This window comes from Nonomuraea sp. NPDC005650 (assembly GCF_040605375.1).
Taxonomy (GTDB): Bacteria; Actinomycetota; Actinomycetes; order Streptosporangiales; family Streptosporangiaceae; genus Nonomuraea.
Window position 1 is genome coordinate 1 of record NZ_JBEXCR010000076.1, and the last position, 18,284, is coordinate 18,284.

The following is an 18,284-nucleotide window of genomic DNA, read 5'->3' on the forward strand; positions in this document are numbered from 1 at the left end:
AACTGGCAGTGCTTCGGCGCGCCCGCCGCGCTGTTCTGCTACATCGACCGCGACCTGGGCCGCCCCCAATGGGCCGATGTCGGCATGTATCTGCAAACCGTCATGCTGCTGCTGCGCGCCGAAGGGCTGCACAGTTGCCCGCAGATGGCGTGGTCGGTTTATCGCAGGACCGTCGCGGAGATCGTCTCTCCCCCGGACGGGCTCGTCCTCTACTGCGGCATGTCGATCGGGTTCGAGGACGTCACGGTGAATCACGTCCGTACGGGCCGGGCGCCCCTCGAAGAGACGGTCACATTCGTCGAAGAAAGATCATGAACACCGGAGGAAACACAATGACCTACGCCGTCGGTTACATCGTCGGGAGCCTGTCCCAGAAGTCGATCAACAGGACGCTCGCCCTGGCCTTGAGCCGGCTCGCGCCGCCGGAGCTCCGCCTCACGGAGATCCCCATCGGCGAGCTGCCCCTCTACAGTCACGACCACGATCCGAACTATCCCGCCGTGGCCCAGGAGTTCAAGGACGCGATCAAGGCGTCCGACGCCCTCCTGTTCGTCACCCCCGAGTACAACCGGTCCATCCCCGGCGCGCTGAAGAACGCCATCGACTGGGCGACCCGGCCCTTTGGCGCCAATGTGCTCGCCGGCAAGCCGGCCGCGATCATCGGAGCCTCGCCCGGCCCGATCTCCACCGCCGTGGCACAGCAGCACCTCAGGACCATCCTGTCCTTCACCAACACCCCGGTGATGGGCCAGCCCGAGGCCTACATCCAGTTCACCAAGGGACTGATCGACGACGACGGCGACATCCAGGTGCCCTCCACCGCCGAATTCCTGACCGGCTATCTGCGGGCCTTCGCGGCGCACATCCGACGCCACCACCACGACATCCCGGAACTGTAGCCTCCGGAGCGGATCCCGCCAAGCCTCCTCACCCCCCTCCGACATTTGCCGGTAACAACCTGGTAACAGGGTCTTTTCCTCCTCAATGTGAGCGGTCACACTCAAGCATCAAGAAATGTGACCGGTCACATCTGCGCACCTCCACGTCCCCCCAAGGGCTCCAACGCCCGAAGCACGCAAGGAGGTTGTCCCGCTATGAGGAGGAAACATGCCTGGTCAGCGATGCTGGCGGTGGTCATGGTGACGGGTGCCCTGCATGCCGCACCCGCTCAGGCCGCGTCTCAGCTCGTCGTCGATCTCGGCAGCTCGACCGGCGCGCTCAGGTACGGAGCCACCGGCTTCCTGTACGGGCTCGGCGACGAGGGCATCCCGAACGAGACCATGCTCGCCGCCCTCAAACCCCAGGTCACCGCCCAGAAGGCGCCCGACGGCCTGCAGCACCCGAACGGCGACGCGCTCAAGATCGCCCCCATGTTCAAGCGCGCCGGCGGCCGCGAGATCCAGATCTACATGCAGGACGTCTACAAGCAGTGGCCGTACGAGAACCTCGGCATCAACGACTACCTGGCCAAGGTGGACACGATGGTCAGGAAGGTCGTCGCCGACCCGTACCGCACCTCGTACGTCTACGTCCCCTTCAACGAGCCCGACCAGATCTGGTACGGCGGCAACCTCGCCGGGTTCATGAACGACTACCGGACCGTCTACCGCCGGATCCGCTCCCTCGACCCTGGCGCCCGCATCGCGGGCCCGAACTTCGCGAGCTACCGCTCGGCCGACATCCGGACGTTCATGCAGTTCGCCCGCGACAACGCCGTGCTGCCCGACGTCACCACCTGGCACGAGCTGGGCGACGACTTCTTCACCGGCTGGCACACCCACTACGCCGACTACCGGGCGATCGAGTCCAGCCTGGGCATCTCCCCCAGGCCGATCACGATCAACGAGTACGGGCGGTTCTCCGGGGACCTGGGCGTGCCGGGCAACCTGGTGCAGTTCGTGGCGAAGTTCGAGAACAGCAAGGTCGACGGCTGCCTGGCGTACTGGACGACGGCCGGCGGGCTCAACGACCTGGTCACCAGGAACAACCAGGCGACCGGCGGCTGGTGGCTGTACAAGTGGTACGGCGAGCTGACCGGCAACACCGTGGCCGTCACCCCACCCTCGCAGGGCGGCTCCCTTCAGGGCCTGGCCGCGCTCGACCAGGGCAAGAAGCAGGCCAGGGTGATCTTCGGCGGCAACAACCCGGCCAACGGCACATATGACACGAACCTGGTCGTCAAGGGCATCCCATCCGCCCTGGGCGCGACGGTCCACGCCACCGTCTGGGGCGTGGACGACACCGGGCTGAACCCCTCCCCCGGCCCGTACAAGGTCACCGAGGCGGGCTTCACGCCGTCCGGCGGCCAGATCACGATCCCGCTGACCGGGCTGAAGGGGTCGTCGGCGTACCACGTGATCGTGACGCCGGACAAGGACGCGACCACCGGCTCCCGCTACGAGGCCGAGTACGCCGCCGCGCCGGGCGCGATCACCTACGGCCCGGTCTCCTTCGCCGACGGCGGCGCCAGGTTCGTGGTCACGGCCCCGACGGACGGCTACTACACGGTGGGCCTGCGTTACTCGGCCGCCGCCGCCCGCACGGCCAGGCTGCGGCTCAACGGCTCCGACCTGACCGACGTCCCGCTGCCCGCCGCCCCGAACTGGGGCACCGCCACGGCCAAGGTGTTCCTGACCGCCGGGATCAACCGCCTGGACGTCGCCGCCACCGGCGCCAACGTCGACTACCTCGAGGTGTCGGCGACGTCGGGCACGATCACCGCGTACGAGGCCGAGTCCAGCGCCAACACCCTCGGCGGCGCCGCCAGGGTCTCGGCCAACTCCGCCGCCTCGGGCGGGAAGTACGTCGGCTACGTCGGCGCCGGCGCGGCCAACACGCTGCGCTTCAACAACGTCACCGCCGACGCGGCCGGCCGCCACCGCCTGATCGTCACCTACGCCAACGGCGAGCTGGGCGAGGGCGCCACCAACTACAACAGCAACATCGTCGACCGCTACGCCGACATCTCGGTCAACGGCGGCGCGGCCCAGCGGCACTACTTCCGCAACACGCTGGGCTGGTCGAACTACCGGACCACCGTCGTGGACGTGACCCTGACCGCCGGAGCGAACACGATCACGTTCGGCAACGCCTCCGCCGGCTTCGCGCCCGACATCGACCGCATCCAGATCGCCAACCCGGTCGGCTGAGCCGCGCCGGTCGGCGAGAAGCAGCACCCGCAAGAAAGCGGCACCCGCAAAAAGCAGCAGAGGAGATCCATGAACACCAGCGTCGTCTGGGGCCACCCGAGCCTGCGGGTCGTGCTCGACGTCTCACCCGACGGCCCGGTCGGCGTCCGGTCGCTGTCCGGCGGCGACGCCGCCACGGCGCACCTGCCCAGGGCGACGCAGCCGCTGGTGGAGCTGCTGGTCCCGGAGGCGGGGCGGGCGCGGGCCTCGCACCGCTTCTCCCGGACGGCCGTCGGCCTGCGCCTGGCCTACCGGGGCTGCGAGCAGCGCAGGGAGGGGGTGTGGCACGTGCTGCAGCTCGACCTGCACGACGCGGAGAGCGGGCTGGACGCCGAGGTGTTCGTACGCTCGGCGGAGGGTGTCAGCGCGTTCCAGGTCTGGACGCGGGTGACCAACCGCGGCCAGGACCCCCGGCTGCTGCTGGGCGTCACGTCGTTCGCCGCCGCCTTCGCGGGCTCGGTGGACGACATCGACGTCGTACGGGCCGACAGCGAGTGGCTGGGCGAGAGCCGCTGGGTCCGCGAGGCCCTGCGCGCGCACGCCGTACCCGATCTGCGGCTGGGCGCCCACGGGCAGGACGGCCGCGGGCGGCTCGCGGTCGTCAGCAAGGGCACCTGGTCGACCGGCTCCCACCTGCCCACCGGCGGCCTGATCGACCGCGCCGGCGGGCAGGCGTGGCTGTGGCAGATCGAGCACAACGGCGCCTGGCGCTGGGAGGTCGGCGAGCGGCTCGACGACCCGTACGTCGCGCTGCTCGGCCCGACCGACATCGACCACCAGTGGCAGCACCTGCTCCAGCCCGGCGAGTCGTTCACCACGGTGCCGGTGTCGGTCGCGGTGTCCGGCGCGGGCCTGGAAGGGGCGGCCGCGGCGCTCACCGCGCACCGGCGGATGATCGTCCGGCCGCACCCCGACCGGGAGCGGCTGCCGGTGGTGTTCAACGACTACATGAACACGCTGGCGGGCGATCCGACCACGGCCAAGCTCCTGCCGCTGATCGACGCCGCCGCCTCGGCCGGGGCCGAGGTGTTCTGCATTGACGCCGGCTGGTACGACGACGGCGGCACCTGGTGGGACAGCGTCGGCGAATGGCAGCCGTCGCAGACGCGCTTCCCGCGCGGCATCGAGGAGGTGCTCGGCCGCATCAGGGAGCACGGCATGGTTCCGGGGTTGTGGCTCGAACCCGAGGTGATCGGCGTCCGCAGCCCCATGGCCGACAAGCTGCCCACCGAGGCGTTCCTGCAGCGTGGCGGCATGCGCCTGGTCGAGCACGGCCGCTACCACCTCGACCTGCGCCATCCCCGGGCGATCGCGCACCTGGACCAGGTCGTGGACCGGTTGGTGGAGGAGCTCGGCGTCGGTTACTTCAAGCTCGACTACAACATCGACCCGGGCGCGGGCACCGACCTGGACGCCGACAGCGCCGGGGACGGGCTGCTGGCCTGCAACCGAGCCCACCTGGCCTGGCTGGACGGCGTGCTGGCGCGCCATCCGGGGCTCGTCCTGGAGAACTGCGCGTCGGGCGCCATGCGCATGGACTACGCCATGCTGTCCCGGCTGCACCTGCAGTCCACCAGCGACCAACAGGACTTCCGCCTGTACCCGCCGATCGCGGCGTCGGCGCCGATGTCCGTGCTGCCCGAGCAGTCGGCGAGCTGGGCGTATCCGCAGCCCGACATGTCGGACGAGGAGATCGCCTTCGCGCTGTGCACCGGCATGCTGGGGCGGCTCTACCTGTCCGGCCATCTGGACGGGATGAGCGACGCCCAGTTCGGCTCGGTCCGCGACGCCGTACGCGTCCACAAGGAGATCCGCGCGGACCTCGCCCGCGCCACGCCCGTGTGGCCGCTCGGGCTGCCGCGCTGGGACGACCGCCACCTCGCCCTGGGTTTGCGGACGGCTGACGTCACATACCTTGGCGTATGGCGACGCGACGGGGCGAAGCCCGTACGGCTGGAGCTGCCGCACCTGGCGGGCCGCGCGGTCGAGATCGACGTGCTCTACCCGCGGCACCTGCCGGACTGGGCTCGCGACTGGCAGCCCGGTTCCGGCGTGTTGACGCTCACCCCATGCTGCGACGAGCCCCACTCCGCCCGGATCCTCCGCATCCGCACCGCCTCATGAAAGAGACCAGCATGAAGACCACATGGACGGCCGTCGCCGCCGCGGCGGCGCTCGCGCTCGGCCTGACCGCGTGCAGCGACCCCTCCGTCGAGACCTCCTCCGCCGCGCCCGCCACCGCCGCGGCCTGGCCCGACCCGGCCACCAAGCTCGACGGGGTCAAGCTGACGATCTGGGCGGCTCAGAACAGCAACACCGTGCCGAAGGCGGTCATCGCCGGGTTCCAGCGGGCGACGGGCGCGACGGTCGAGGTGGTGACAATCCCGGACCCGTACGAGCAGGGCATCCAGACCAAGGTCGCCACCGGCGACAAGCCCGACCTGGCGTTCTGGCAGCCGACCGCGTCCATGCTGACCGCGATCAACGCCAAGGCCAACCTCCAGCCGCTGAACGACGCGCCGTGGCTGGCGCAGCTGTCGCCGGACCTGAAGGACATCACCGGCATCCTGGACGGCACCCGGTACGCGGCCCTCGTCACGAGCCCCGCGGTCGAGGGCGTCTACTACAACAAGGAGGTCTTCGCCGCCAACAAGATCACCGGTACGCCGAAGAACTTCGACGAGATGGTGAAGCTGGGGCGCACGCTGAAGGCCAAGGGCGTCACGCCGTTCTTCGAGATGGCCGGCGACAAGTGGGCGACCCAGTGGTGGGTGCAGGTCCAGCTCGCGGACGCGGCCAAGGACGGCCTGTGGGAGCGGATCAACACGGGCAAGGAGACGTTCAACAGCCCGGCCGTCGTCGGGGCGATCAAGACGTACAAGTCGCTGATCGACGAGGGGCTGTTCAACTCCGACATCAAGACCGCGAAGTTCGAGGACCAGGGCGCGGCGCTGCTGTCCGGCAAGGCGGCCATGGTCGTGCAGGTGAACTCGTTCTTCGGGCAGCTGCAGGCCACGGCCGACACGGCCACGCTGGACAAGAAGATCGGCTTCTTCCCGATCTCGCCGTCGGGGAACGTCGGCACGTTCATCCCCGACCAGTCCAACGCGCTGGTGGCGTTCAAGAGCGGTGACGCCAAGCGCGAGGCCGCGGCGCGGCAGCTGCTGGCGTACTGGATGGGGCCCGGCTACAAGGACTTCGTCACCGACCGCAACACCGTCTCCCTGGAGCCGTCGGTGCCCAGCCCGGCGGGCGTGCCGCAGGCGCTGCTGGACGTGCACGCCGCGCTGCCCACCGCGGTCGGGTCGATGCAGGCGCTGGCGGTGGCCAACCCGGACCTGTACCTGAACCTGGCCGACATGATCACCGGGACCATGACGCCGGAGAAGGTGGCCTCGGCCACGCAGGACCAGTTCGCCCAGCTCGCCAAGGCCGCCGGGGCGAGCGGTTTCTGACGTGCTGATCACGACCTCACGGCGGGCCGCCTCCCGCGCCACGACCGCGGCCCGCGGGCGCCCGGTCGTCGGGAGGCGGACGCACCCCATGTGGTTCATGGCTCCGGCGTTCGCCATCCTGCTGGTGTTCTTCTTCCTGCCGACGGTGTTCAACTTCGTCTACGCCTTCACCGACTGGTCGGGCTTCAAGAGCGCGATCCGGCCCGTCGGGCTGGACAACTTCACCGACCTGGCCTCCAACGGCACGCTGTTCCGGTCGCTGCGGGTCACGGTGGTGTACGCGGTCCTGGTGGCGATCTTCCAGAACGCGTTCGGCTTCGGCCTGGCCGTGCTGCTGGAACGCGACACCTGGCTCAACCGGCTGGCCAGGGTCTTCTTCCTCATCCCGGTGCTGATGTCCGCGCTGGCCGTCGGCTACATCTTCCAGGCCCTGCTCAAGCCGACGGGCGGCCTCAACCGGCTCCTCGGCATCGACTACGCCTGGCTGGGCGACACCACCTGGACGGTCGTGGTCGTCGCGCTGATCCACGCGTGGAAGTGGATGGGGCTGTCGATGCTGATCTACCTGGCGGGGCTGAAGACGATCCCGGACGACATCGTGGAGGCCGCCCACATCGACGGCGCCTCGCGGTGGCGGACGTTCTGGGCGGTCCGCTTCCCGCTGCTCGCGCCCGCGATCACGTTCAACGTCGCCACGGCGCTGCTGGGCTCGATGAACGGCTTCGACATCGCCCAGGCCACCACCGGCGGCGGGCCCGCCCGCACCACGGAGATCCTGAACATCTTCATCTACCGCACCTTCGGCCAGGGGCTGTTCGCGCAGGCCACGACGATGAGCCTGGTGCTGTTCCTGCTGGTGGCCCTCATGGCCTTCCCCGTCATCTACGTGCTGCGCAAGCGGGAGGAGATCCTGTGACCCCCGTCCTGCCCGACCGTCGCGGCGTGAGCGACGCGCCCGTGTGGCGCCGGCTCCAGCCCCTGGTCACGTTCGTGCTGGTGACGCTGTCCATCGGCATCCCGCTGTGGCTGGTGCTGGTGACGGCCGCCAAGTCCCGCGGCGAGGCGCTCACTCCGGACCTGTCGCTGCCGTCCGAGTGGCACCTCCTGGAGAACCTGGGGCAGGTGTGGGGCGACGGCGAGGTCCTGCGGGCGTCGCTGGGCAGCCTGCTGGTCGTCGTGCCCTCGGTGATCGGGGTGCTGCTGTTCGGCTCGATGGCGGCCTGGATCCTGGCCCGCCGCGCCACCCGGCTCAACGCCGTCCTGTACGCGCTGGCGATCAGCGGCATCGTGCTCCCGCCCGCCGTCGTCACCGTCGTGCTGCTGCTGCGCCAGCTCGGCCTGGCCGGGAGCGCGGTCGGGATGATCGGCGTCTACATGGGCATCTACATGTCCACGGTGATCTTCTTCGTCACCGGCTTCGTGCGTACCATCCCCACCTCCCTGGAGGAGGCGGCGCAGCTCGACGGGGCGAGCCCGATGCGGGTGTTCTGGCTGGTGGTGCTGCCGTTGCTGCGCCCGGTGCTGGCCACGGCCACCATCCTGGTCTGCCTGTACGTGTGGAACGACGTCTTCTACGCCTTCTTCGTGATCGGCGGGCGCCTGGACACGCTCCCCCTCAACCTCTTCCGGGTGGCCAGCGCCGGGCTGTATCTCAACAATTGGCATCTGATCTTCGCGTACGTGATCCTGATGAGCCTGCCGCTGGTCGTGGTCTTCGCCGTCGCCCAGCGAAAGATCATCTCCGGCATCACCAGCGGCGCCGTCAAGTAGCAGGCCGGCCGGCTGTGGAGCCGGCCGGCTCCGGAGTTGGGTGTCAGGCGCAGGTGTAGCCGGACGGGAGGGCGGTGTTGCCGTTCGGGCGGGTCGCCTGGAAGCCGACGGTGGTGGTGGCGGCTCCGGGGGCGAGGGTTCCGTTGTAGCCGAGGTTCTTGATGGTCACGGTCTGCCCGCTGACGGTGGCGGTGCCGTTCCACGAGCCGCTCAGCGAGTGGCCGGCCGGCAGGGTGAAGGTGACCGTCCAACCCGTGATCGTCGAGGTGCCGGTGTTGGTGATGGCCAGCGGTTGGATGACGTACCCGGTGGCCCATTGGGTCTGCACGGTGGGGACGGCCGTGCACGTTCCGGTGGAGGTGCCGGGCTGGGTGGTGACCTGCGCGGTGTTCGAGACCGGCGAGGTGTTGCCCGCGGCGTCGCGCGCCCTGACCTGGTAGCGGTACGTGGTGCTCGGGGTCAGGCCCGTGTCGCCGAACGAGGTCGCGGTCGAGGTGCCGACCTGGGTGAACGTGCCGCCGCTCGCGCCGGGCGCGCGCAGGACGTCGTAGCCGGCGACGCCGTTGTCGTCCGTCGAGGCCGTCCAGCTCAGGGTCGTGCCCGTGGACGTGGTCGCCGAGGCCGCCAACCCGGCCGGGGCCGTCGGGGGCGAGGTGTCGCCACTGCTTGTCGTCGTGGTGAAGGTGACCGGTTGCGAGTCGCCGGACAGGTTGCCCGCGCCGTCGCGCGCCCGTACGTACACCTGGTACTGGGTGTTCGCGGTCAGGCCGGTGAGAGTGATCGAGTTCGTGGCGGACTGGCCGAGTTGCTGGTCGGTGGTGCCCTGCTCGCGGTAGACGTTGTAGCCGGCCAGCCCGGTGCCGCCCTGGTCGGTGGAGGCGGCCCAGGTCAGCGTGGCGCCGGTGGCAGTCACGTTGGCGGCGGCCGGGGTGCCGGGCGTGCTCGGCGGGGTGGTGTCGGTGGCATCGCCGAGGGCGGGTGTCTGCCAGTCTCTCCACTCAGCCAGATTGCCGAGCGCCTTGGCGGAGATCCTGATCGCGCCGGGCGCGTTGCCCGTCTTCAGCAGGAACTTCTGGATGTTCTGCTGCAACGGGGTCCGCCATTCGGCCCGGTTGGCGCAGTGGTTGCCGTCCTGAATGTCGGACCAGTACGTGAGGTTGTCTCCCGCGCCGAGCGCCTTGTAGACCTCCGCCCCGCCCAGGGCCGCCACGCTCGCGGACTTGGGGCCGAGATTGGCGATGTGCGGATTGTCCATGATGAACAGCCCGCGCGGCGCGACCATGGCCACCATTTCGTGGGTGTCCACCGGCAGCCTGGCCGGGCTGCTCGTGAAGGAGCCGAACGCGTCGCCCAGCCACGGCTGCTCACCATAGGCACTGCTCAGGCTCTGGGCGCCTTCCCCGGGAATCCCGCGGAAAATGGGGACGCCGGCGCTACCCGACTCGATGGGCATGGTCAAGGCGATGCGCTGGTCGAACGCGCCGATCACGAAGGCGCCCTTTCCGAACCGCGAGCATCCCGTGACGCCGGTCGCATCCGCTTTGAGAATGCCGCCGTCGGACTGTTCGATGACGTCGATGATCCGGCTCACGCCCCAGGCCCAGGCGACGAGCAGCCCGGTGCTGCTGGAGGAGCCGTAGATGCTGTAGAAGGCGCCTTGTTTGTTGTTCCGCGGCGTGCCCTCTTTCCCCACCGCGTAGGGGTCGTAATTGATGACGGCGGCGCCGGCCGCTTTGATGGCGGCCGTGTCCGCGCCGAATCCGCCCACGACGACAACCGCCGGGAAAGGCCCGGAACCGCTCGGCAGGTCGACGCCCGCCGAGAAACTCGAGCTCTTGCCGTTGTGGTTCACGTTCACGGTGATGCCGGTTCTCGAGACCGTTCCCGTGACGCTCGCGGGCTTTGCGGGTTTCTCGCCGTAGACGAACTTCTCCGCCAGCTTCTTGATCTCCTGCCGTCGGCACCGCCACTCGGACTTGGCGGAGATGCGGGTGCCGTCCAGCTTCTTGAAGGGATCGGGAAGCTTGGAGTTGGTGGGCAGGGATCCGGGGTCGGGCAGGCCGGTCACCGCGCAGTCGGCGCCCTCGTCCTCGACTCCGGCGGCCGCGACGGCTTCGGGGGGTCCTACCGTTACCGCTCCGGCGATCGACAGCGTCGCCGCCACCGTCAGCGCGACGACCCTCGAACGGATGGTGATCACCAGGGCTCTCCCTTCCGGGTGGGGTGTTGGCGATCAGTCTGGGAACCCGCCTGAAACATGTCAACATAAGATCGAAATATTTCAAAGATCAATCTTTTGCCAGGTCATTTAGCTGGGAATATGTCGGCATGAATCTCGAAACTTTCGGAAGCCTTGTGGGGATCGGCGGGTTTTCGCCTCGGAAGAGCCGGTCATCCCGAAAGTTTCGGCGAAAGGCCCTTCACCCGGTGGAGCCCCGTTGCGTCAGGTCGCGCGCGAGATTGAGCAGGTGCGGCAGGCCGAGGACCCGGCCGCCGCTTCCGGGCAACGGCACGTGCAGGGGCTCCGTCCAGCGGGCCGGAATCGCAGCCGGCCCGTAGACCGCGCCGGCCAGGCCGCCGGTGACCGCGGCCACGGTGTCGGTGTCGCCGCCCAGGTCGATCGCGGCGCGCAGCGCGTCCTCGTAGTCGCCGGTGACGCGCAGCGCCCACACGGCCGAGCCGAGGCAGGGCCAGACGGCACCGTTGAACTCGGTGGCCTGGCCGGGATGCCAGTGCGGGCCCAGGACGGTGGCGTAGCGTTCCCGGTGGTCGGGGTGGACGGCGGCGAGGATCTCCGGCAGGGCGGCCAGGGGGTCGGCGCCTTCCAGGGCGACGCGCACCAGGTCGTGGAAGATCGCCGTGCCTTCCCCTGCGGCGGGGTCTCCGTGGGTGAGGGCGGCGATGCGACGGGCGGCGTCCATGGTGGCCTGCCGTCCGCCGCGGGCGAAGTACACCGCTGACGGGGCCGCCCGCATCAGCGCGCCGTTACCGGCGGCGCGGTTGCTGCTGCGATAGTGGGCGGCGGCGGCCTGGTCCCAGGCAAGGCCACGGGTCAGGACGTCCTCGGTCTGCAGTCCGATGTCCTTCGGATCGTCGGCCGCCCATCGCTTGAAGCGGGCGAAGATGTCCGGCAGGTCCAAGCCCCGCGCTCCAGCAGCGATTCGGCGACGTGAACGGCCATCTGCGTGTCGTCGGTGGCCTCCCCGGCAGCCCAGCCGCCGCCCCCGCACATTTCGCCACCGGAACCGGGGACGGGAAAGCGGGCGGAGAAGGCGCCCGCGGGGCCGAACTCGAAAGGGGCGCCCAGCGCGTCGCCCACGGCGGAGCCGACGACCGCGCCGGTGGCGCGTTCCAGATGATCCACGATGGCAGGCTACTCAGCCGGTGTGGGGAATGCGGACACGTTGCCGTTCGAGCTGCCGACGTAGACGAAGGCACCTGCCACGACAGGCCGGGTTTCGAGGGGGCTGCCGGTCGGGAAGCTCTGTCGCACCGCGCCGGTGGCGGCGTCCAGCGCGTGCAGCGTTCCCGTGCCGTCTCCGACGTGAACGGTCCCGCCTGCCGCCACGGGAGCGGTGGACCGGCCCTTGCCCAGCGGGAACGACCATCGCGCAGCGCCGGTGTTGGCGTCGAGCGCGTGCAGCCTGCTGTCGGCGCCCGCGACGTACACGAGTCCGGAGGCCACCGCGACGTCCCATCTGTAGCCGGGCTTCCCGTCCTCGGTCCGGAAGCGCCACAACCTCGTGCCGGAGGCGGCGTCCAGCGCGTACGTCGTGCCGTTCCTGTCGCCGAGATACACGACCCCGCCCGCCACCACGGGACGGAAGCCGACGGACCCGCCGATCTCCGAGCTCCATCGGACTTTCCCGGAGGCGGCCTCCAGGGCGTGCACCTCGCCATCGGTGCTCGCGGCGTAGACGACCCCGCCGGCCCGCGCCGAATACGTGTGGTCCCGTCCTCCGCCGGCCCGGAAACGCCACTTCCGGGCTCCCGAGGCGGCGTCCAGCGCGTACACCATGCCGTGGTCGCTGCCGACCTGGACGACGTCGCCGGCCAGCACGGGTTCGGGGTTGAGGACGTCGCCCGCCGGCCGGAAGGCCCACTCCCGCTCGCCGGAGGCCGCGTTCAGCGCTACGATCTCGGCATTCACGGCCCAGGCGGGGCTCCTGGTCCAGACGTAGAGGCGGCCCGCCGTGCCCACCAGGTCGCCGGCCGCGTTGATCCGGCGGCTCCACCTCAGGCGGCCGGTGGCGGCGTCGAGCGCCACGAGCCTGCCGGAGGTGTTCGCGGCGAAGACGGTGCCGTCCATCACCACGTGATCGAACATCACGGAGCCGCCCGTCCGGAAGCGCCACCGCAGCCCGCCGGTGGCGGCGTCCAGCGCGGACACCGTGCCGTCGCCGCTCGTGGCGTAGACGACGCCGCCGGCCACCACCGGCTCGGCGTGGACGGCCGCGTCGGTCAGCTGGATCCAGCCGCGCTCGCGAACGGGGCCGGGAGCACGGACGCCCGGCTGATAGCGTGCGAGCAGATTGTCCCGCAGCAACGGGGAGACGAGCCGCACCGCCTGTCGCGAGGTGGAGCTCAGCCGGACGATGACGGGGCCCACGTTGACGAGCGTCGCGCCGTGGAGGCCGTTCGTCCTGGCCTCGGTGTAGGAGAGGAAGCCCGGGCCCTCAGTGTTCGGATCGACGGCAGCGGTCCCCTTGATGGCGCCCGCCTCCGCGGTGAACAGCTTTCGCGCGCCCGCGCTCGACGAGGACACCCATTCCACCGAGAGCGAGACGACGGCGCCGTCGTCCGCGGGCGGTATCCAGTCGCAGCCGGCCGGTTTCGGCAGCGCCGGATCGTCCCCTCCGGGGACCGCGCGGTAGCCGTCCGCGAGGACGGACAGGTCACGGCCGGTCAGCAGCGCGCAGGCGTCCGGCCACGCGCTCGCCGGGACGCCGCCGAGCCGGGCAGGCCCGCGGGAGGGCCCATAGCTCAGCTTGTACGCGGTGAGGCGGCCGGCACCGCGCACGAACGCCATGTCCCGGATCGCCCCGACCAGGGACACCAGCCGGGCGGGCAGGTCGAGCGGCAGCGCGCCGAGCCGTCCGGTGCCGGGGTCCACGGAGACCAAGTAGGCGGGCAACGGCCATGAGTTGTGCAGGAGGAGCCCGCCGTGGTCGGCCGCCACGGGGTACGAGCCGGCGAACAGCGGCATACTCCAGCGGCCCGGGTCCATGACCCGCACGGCTTGCGAGGCGGTGGAGACCAGGCGGCCGTCCGGCCCGTAGAAGAAGTCCTCCTGTCCCACCGAGGCGTGAACGTATCCGTCCGCGTTGGCCGTGAGGGTCATCGGCGGGCCACCGTCCGGCGGCGAGGCGAGCGACGACAGCGGGCGCGCCCAGCTGTCCCGCAACGTGCGCGGATCCATCGAGGCGAGCCGCGCCTCACGGCTCGCGCAGTAGCTGAGCAGCGTCACCGAACGGGCGGTCGCGGCGCCTCGCAGGTCGCAGCCTCGCGGGTACGTCACCCGCGCCGTGGTCGCGCCGGTCCGCAGATCGAGGGCGTGGATGCCGAACGGCTCGGCCGACCGCTCGAACACCACGATGCCGCGCTCGGTCACCATGATCCGCGGGCCCCGGTACCCGCCGATGCCCACCGTCCTGGGCTGAAGGGCGGAGACGGCGATCGTGCGCCGCCACAGCGTGGTGCCCGTGGTCAGGTCAAGACCGACGAGGGTGTGGCCGGCGACGTCCGGCGTTCCTCTCGACACGACCAGCGTGCCCGCCGCGATCCACACGCCGGTGACGGGCGCGGCGGGAGCCGGATCGGCGGGGACCGTGCGCCGGAGCTCGCCCGTACGCGGATCGTGGATCCGTACGGTGCCCTGGCGGGTCGCCACGGCGACCGCGTCGTCGGACACCGCGTAGCGCGGGGTCTCGAAGGGCGGCAGGCCGGTGTCGGCGTCCGCGGGCACCGACCACGCCACCCGCCACTCGACGGGCACGAGCCGGAGCCGCGGAGCGTCCCCCGACGAGCAGGCCGCCAGGACCACCGCGAGCAGGGCCGCGACCGCGCGGCGCCCGCGCACGGTCAGCACCCCTTCAACTTCCGCTCGATCGCGCACGCCTCGCCGCGAGAGATCGGCTGCCAGCCGCCGAGCGAGGAGACGGCGTAGTAGGCGCGGTAGGCCCCGGCGGTGCCGGTCACCCGGAACGGGCTCCCGCTAGGCCCCTCGATCGTCAGCTGCTCGGTCCGGTCCTCCGCGAGCACGGTGACCTGGAGATCGAACTCGTAGTACGCCGCCCGGCCCTTGATCGACATGGAGAGAGTGACCCGCTCGTCCCGGTTCAGGTCTATCTGCTTCTTCCTGAAGTACGAGGTGTCCAGGTCCCCGGCCGTGGCGAAGCGGGGCGCCGGATCGTCGAGATCGGCGGCGAGCTCGATGGTGTCGGCCTCTCCGGCGGGGGTGTAGACCAGCAGCGCGCCGTCCGACACCGGCGCGCGGTCGAGGACCCGCGGCTTGATGTCGACGATGCGCACGCTGCTGCGGTTCCCGATGAGGACGACGGTGAGATCCGCCTGTTCGAGCGGGGCCCAGAGGTGGCGCGCCATGACCGCGTCGCGGCGCGGGCCTGACGCGTTGGCCAGCAGGGTCGCGCGTTCCCCGGGGTCGGTCACCGGTGTCTTCAGGGCGGTGTCCTGCGCGGAGTAGTCGACGGCCACGTGGCCGACCTTGACCGGGGGCGTCCCGCTGATCCGGTCGACCGTGTCGGGTCCGCGGGCGTTGAACCAGGTGGTGAACACGACGCCGAGAGCCGCGATGAGCACGGCACTGAGGATGCCCGCCGCCCACGTCCGCGCGGCCTTCCACCGCCCGGACCCGGCCTCGGGGGCCGCGTCGGCTCCAGCCGCGGATCCGGCCCGCCTTTTCCGGCGCGCTTTGGCCATGAAGCGTCCCCCTGTGAACGGCGAACCGCGGCTGACTCTCCCCCTTGCTGTATAGCTATACGGCTGCGACGGCCGTGCTGCTGGGCTGTCGACGAATTTCCTATGCGACGTCGGCGCGAGGTGGGAGGAAATCAGCGGACATTTGGTGATCGATGCCGGTAGGGTGCCGGGCTAGGCGGCTCCTGGGTGTGCTTCCTTCTCCTTCACTTTTAATGAACAGCGCGCCCGCTCTCCGCCCGGGCGGGCCGTGCGGGGCCTCCTCCCCGTGCGGCCCGCCGTCGCCTGTCACACGAACGAGGCCGCGGGGGTGGCTGGTGAACCGTTCCGGCGAGGTCCTGCTGCGCCGCCGCAGGCTGGTCGCCCTCGGGCCGCTGACCGCGGACGCGCGCGTGCCTTCGCCGGTCGGGAAGCTGCCCAAGCGGCTCGGCCTGGTGCGGGCGAACGTGGCGTCCGGGGTGGCGGCGCTGGAGTTCGAGCTGCTGCAGCTCGGGTTCCTGGTGTCCGGGGAGCTGTACCGGGCGCTGGCGGGGCTCTCGGCGGAGGAGCTGACCAAGGCAGGGCGGCGGTTGCTGCACTGCCTGCGGGAGGAGCTGGGGGCCAACGACTCGCACATCCCGCTGTTCCGGAAATTTCCGGAGAGCGTGCCAGCTGATACGTCCGCCTTCTATGTCCGGCGGGTGTTCAGCCTGCTGCTGCAGGATCCGGCGCGCCCGTGCGTGCTGTGCGGGGAGGCCGGGACCGTGCGTCCCGTGTCGCCGTGCGCCCATCTGGTGTGCCGTACGTGCTGGGACGGCTCCGACTTCAGCGCCTGCCCGATCTGCCACCGCCGGATCGACCTGGACGACCCCTTCCTCCAGCCGTCGGAGGAGCAGGTTTCCGCGCACCGCGACGCCGTGACCACCACGACGCTGCTGCGGCTGTGCGGCGACCCGGCCGCCGCGTGCCGGGAGCTGGCCACGGCCCTGCTGGCGCGCCGCACGCCCATGCAGCCGCCCGAGCGGGCCGACCTCACGACGCTCCTGGACGACAACTGGCCCGCCGCCGCCTCGTGGCTGCCCGACACGATCCCGGTCAAGGAGACGAGGGCGGCCGTGGTGGCGTACGGGCTGCGCAGGGGGGCCGACGAGCTGCTGCCGCGCCACGCGGACACCGCGACGGACGTGCTGCGGGTGCTGTACGCGCTGATGGACGCCGACCCCGGGCTGCGCGTCCCGCCCCGGCGGCGCGGGTCGCTGCCCCGCCGGGTGCGCCGCGCGGTGCTGGGCTGCCTGGACGCGATGCCGTACCTGCTGGAGGACCTGCTCCGGTACCGCGAGCAGTGGAAGCACCTGGCCGAGGTGCTGCACCCGCACGAGCAGCACGCCCGCTTCCCGCGGGCGGCGGTGGCGTTCGCGGCGGTGCGCGGCACGCGGCTGGACCCTGACACGCCGTTCGGCCGCGCCCTGCTCGACGGCGCCGCCCGCCATCCCGACGTGGAGGTGCGCGACGGGCGGGTGCGGGTGGCGACGTTCGCCGGGCGGGTGGAGGCGGCTCTGGCCGACGGCCGCCACGCCGAGGCGTGCGCCCTGCTGGCCCAGCGCCCCGGTGAGCTGCTGCGCCGCCTGTGCCACCTCCTGCGGCTCGGGCCCGTGCCCCTGGACGTGCTGGAGGACGCGGCCCGGCGGGTCGCGCCCGGGGTGCTGCTCGCGGCGCTCGGCCAGGTCAGGACGCCGCCCGGCGGCATCAGGATGTTCCTGCCGCGCGGCGGCACGTCCCGGTTCCGGACGCTGCGCGACGACCGGCCCGCGCTGGCCGACGACGTCGTGCTGGAGGTCGAGCGCGTCCTGATCGCGGAGCTGCTGCGGCGGGCGGGCGAGCTGCCGCCGCTGCGGCGCGTGCTGCTGGACGAGGCCGCCGCCGACCTGGTCGCCCCCACCTCCGAACGGTCGTCCTCGGCGGCGCTCGTCCGCCTGGCGCGCGGCAGCGTCCAGCCCATCCCGCGCGCCGAGAGGCTCCGCTTCTTCCTGCACTGGGCCGAGCCGCCGGGCACGCAGGTGGACCTGGACCTGTCGGTGGCGGTGTTCGACGAGGACTGGCGGTTCGCCGGCCTGTGCGACTACACGCGGCTGCGGCTGGGCAAGGGGCTCGTCCACTCCGGCGACCTGACCTCGGCGCCGGAGCCGCTCGGCGCGTCGGAGTTCATCGACGTGGACGTGCGCGCGCTGCCCGCCCGCTATCTGGTGCCGGTCGTGTTCAGCTACAACGCGGTGCCGTTCGAGGAGCTGGTACGGGGGTACGCCGGGTTCATGGAGCAGCCGTCGGGGCTGTTCGACCCGATGGCGGTGCGGCAGCGGTTCGACCTCTCCGGGCCGGCCAAGATCCTGGTGCCGCTGGTGGCCGATCTGTGGACGCGTACGATGCGCTGGGCCGACCTCAACCTGTCCGCCGCGGGCTACGGCCACAACGTGGCGGGCAACGCCGGCCAGCTGGCCGCGCTCGGCGCCGCGCTGGAGAGCGCCTTCGAGCACCGGGTGACGCTGTGGGAGATCGGCTGCTGGCACGCCGCCGCGCGGGCCGGTGACGTGGTGGTGCGCCGCCGCGACGGCTCCCTGGTGCGGTACGAGCGGCGTCCCGGCGAGGAGGTCGAGGAGTTCGCCGCCCGCCTGGTGGCCCGCGCCGACGCCCCGCCTCTGGAGGGGCCGCCGGACGGCACGGACCTGGCGGTGCTGGTCTCGGGTGATGTGGAGCTGCCGGGCGCGGGGGCGTACGCGCTGCATCCGTACGCGCTGGGCGAGGCACGCCTGCTGGACGCCGCCGACCTCCTGACGGGCCTGTCCCCCGCCGTGCCGGTCGGCACGGCGGGACGCCTACTCCCGCTGGGGGATGCGGCGCCCCCGTTCGTACGCCGATCCGCGTAGCCAAGCCGTCCTCCCGGGGCTGAGGCGGGGCGACC

General features: G+C 71.2%; 11 protein-coding genes and 1 pseudogene. 8 read left to right on the forward strand and 4 right to left on the reverse strand.

Features of this window, described 5'->3' with window-relative positions; translation table 11 throughout:
* The 7 genes from ABZS69_RS63235 to ABZS69_RS63265 all read left to right on the forward strand — a co-directional run.
* Window positions 1–315 (forward strand): nitroreductase family protein (locus ABZS69_RS63235; RefSeq protein ID WP_355393499.1); only part of this gene is annotated, 315 nt, incomplete at its 5' end.
* Window positions 316–332: 17 nt separating this feature from the next.
* On the forward strand, window positions 333–899 hold the full coding sequence (locus ABZS69_RS63240; RefSeq protein WP_355393502.1) for an NADPH-dependent FMN reductase: 567 nt from the start codon (window positions 333–335) through the stop codon (window positions 897–899).
* A gap of 195 nt (window positions 900–1,094) precedes the next feature.
* Window positions 1,095–3,149, forward strand: a complete 2,055-nt coding sequence (locus ABZS69_RS63245; protein WP_355393505.1) for a CBM35 domain-containing protein — start codon at window positions 1,095–1,097, stop codon at window positions 3,147–3,149.
* Window positions 3,150–3,218: 69 nt separating this feature from the next.
* Window positions 3,219–5,312, forward strand: a complete 2,094-nt coding sequence (locus ABZS69_RS63250; protein ID WP_355393508.1) for a glycoside hydrolase family 36 protein — start codon at window positions 3,219–3,221, stop codon at window positions 5,310–5,312.
* 11 nt (window positions 5,313–5,323) lie between these two features.
* Entirely contained in the window at window positions 5,324–6,643 is a 1,320-nt protein-coding gene (locus ABZS69_RS63255; RefSeq protein WP_355393511.1) for an extracellular solute-binding protein, read from the forward strand.
* Between the two features lies 1 nt (window position 6,644).
* Entirely contained in the window at window positions 6,645–7,559 is a 915-nt protein-coding gene (locus ABZS69_RS63260; protein ID WP_355393514.1) for a sugar ABC transporter permease, read from the forward strand.
* Window positions 7,556–8,413 (forward strand): carbohydrate ABC transporter permease, encoded by an 858-nt coding sequence (locus ABZS69_RS63265; RefSeq protein ID WP_355393517.1) that lies wholly within the window; start codon window positions 7,556–7,558, stop codon window positions 8,411–8,413. Before ABZS69_RS63260 ends, ABZS69_RS63265 begins: the two co-directional genes overlap by 4 nt.
* Before the next feature lie 43 nt (window positions 8,414–8,456).
* Here ABZS69_RS63265 and ABZS69_RS63270 read toward each other — a convergent pair whose 3' ends face one another.
* The 4 genes and pseudogenes from ABZS69_RS63270 to ABZS69_RS63285 all read right to left on the reverse strand — a co-directional run bounded on the left by ABZS69_RS63270 (window position 8,457) and on the right by ABZS69_RS63285 (window position 15,352).
* Window positions 8,457–10,613, reverse strand: coding sequence for a fibronectin type III domain-containing protein (locus ABZS69_RS63270; RefSeq protein WP_355393520.1), 2,157 nt, complete (start codon window positions 10,611–10,613; stop codon window positions 8,457–8,459).
* 220 nt (window positions 10,614–10,833) lie between these two features.
* Window positions 10,834–11,777 (reverse strand): annotated as a pseudogene (locus ABZS69_RS63275) (ADP-ribosylglycohydrolase family protein).
* A gap of 9 nt (window positions 11,778–11,786) precedes the next feature.
* Window positions 11,787–14,501, reverse strand: a complete 2,715-nt coding sequence (locus ABZS69_RS63280) for a PQQ-binding-like beta-propeller repeat protein (protein WP_355393523.1) — start codon at window positions 14,499–14,501, stop codon at window positions 11,787–11,789.
* Window positions 14,495–15,352: a hypothetical protein gene (locus tag ABZS69_RS63285; RefSeq protein WP_355393526.1), complete on the reverse strand. Its 858-nt coding sequence runs from the start codon at window positions 15,350–15,352 to the stop codon at window positions 14,495–14,497. The genes ABZS69_RS63280 and ABZS69_RS63285 overlap by 7 nt, the downstream gene beginning before the upstream one ends.
* Before the next feature lie 314 nt (window positions 15,353–15,666).
* On the opposite strand from ABZS69_RS63285, the gene ABZS69_RS63290 reads away from it, so the two are divergent.
* Entirely contained in the window at window positions 15,667–18,249 is a 2,583-nt protein-coding gene (locus ABZS69_RS63290; RefSeq protein ID WP_355393529.1) for an MXAN_6230/SCO0854 family RING domain-containing protein, read from the forward strand.
* The last annotated feature ends 35 nt before the right edge of the window (window positions 18,250–18,284 follow it).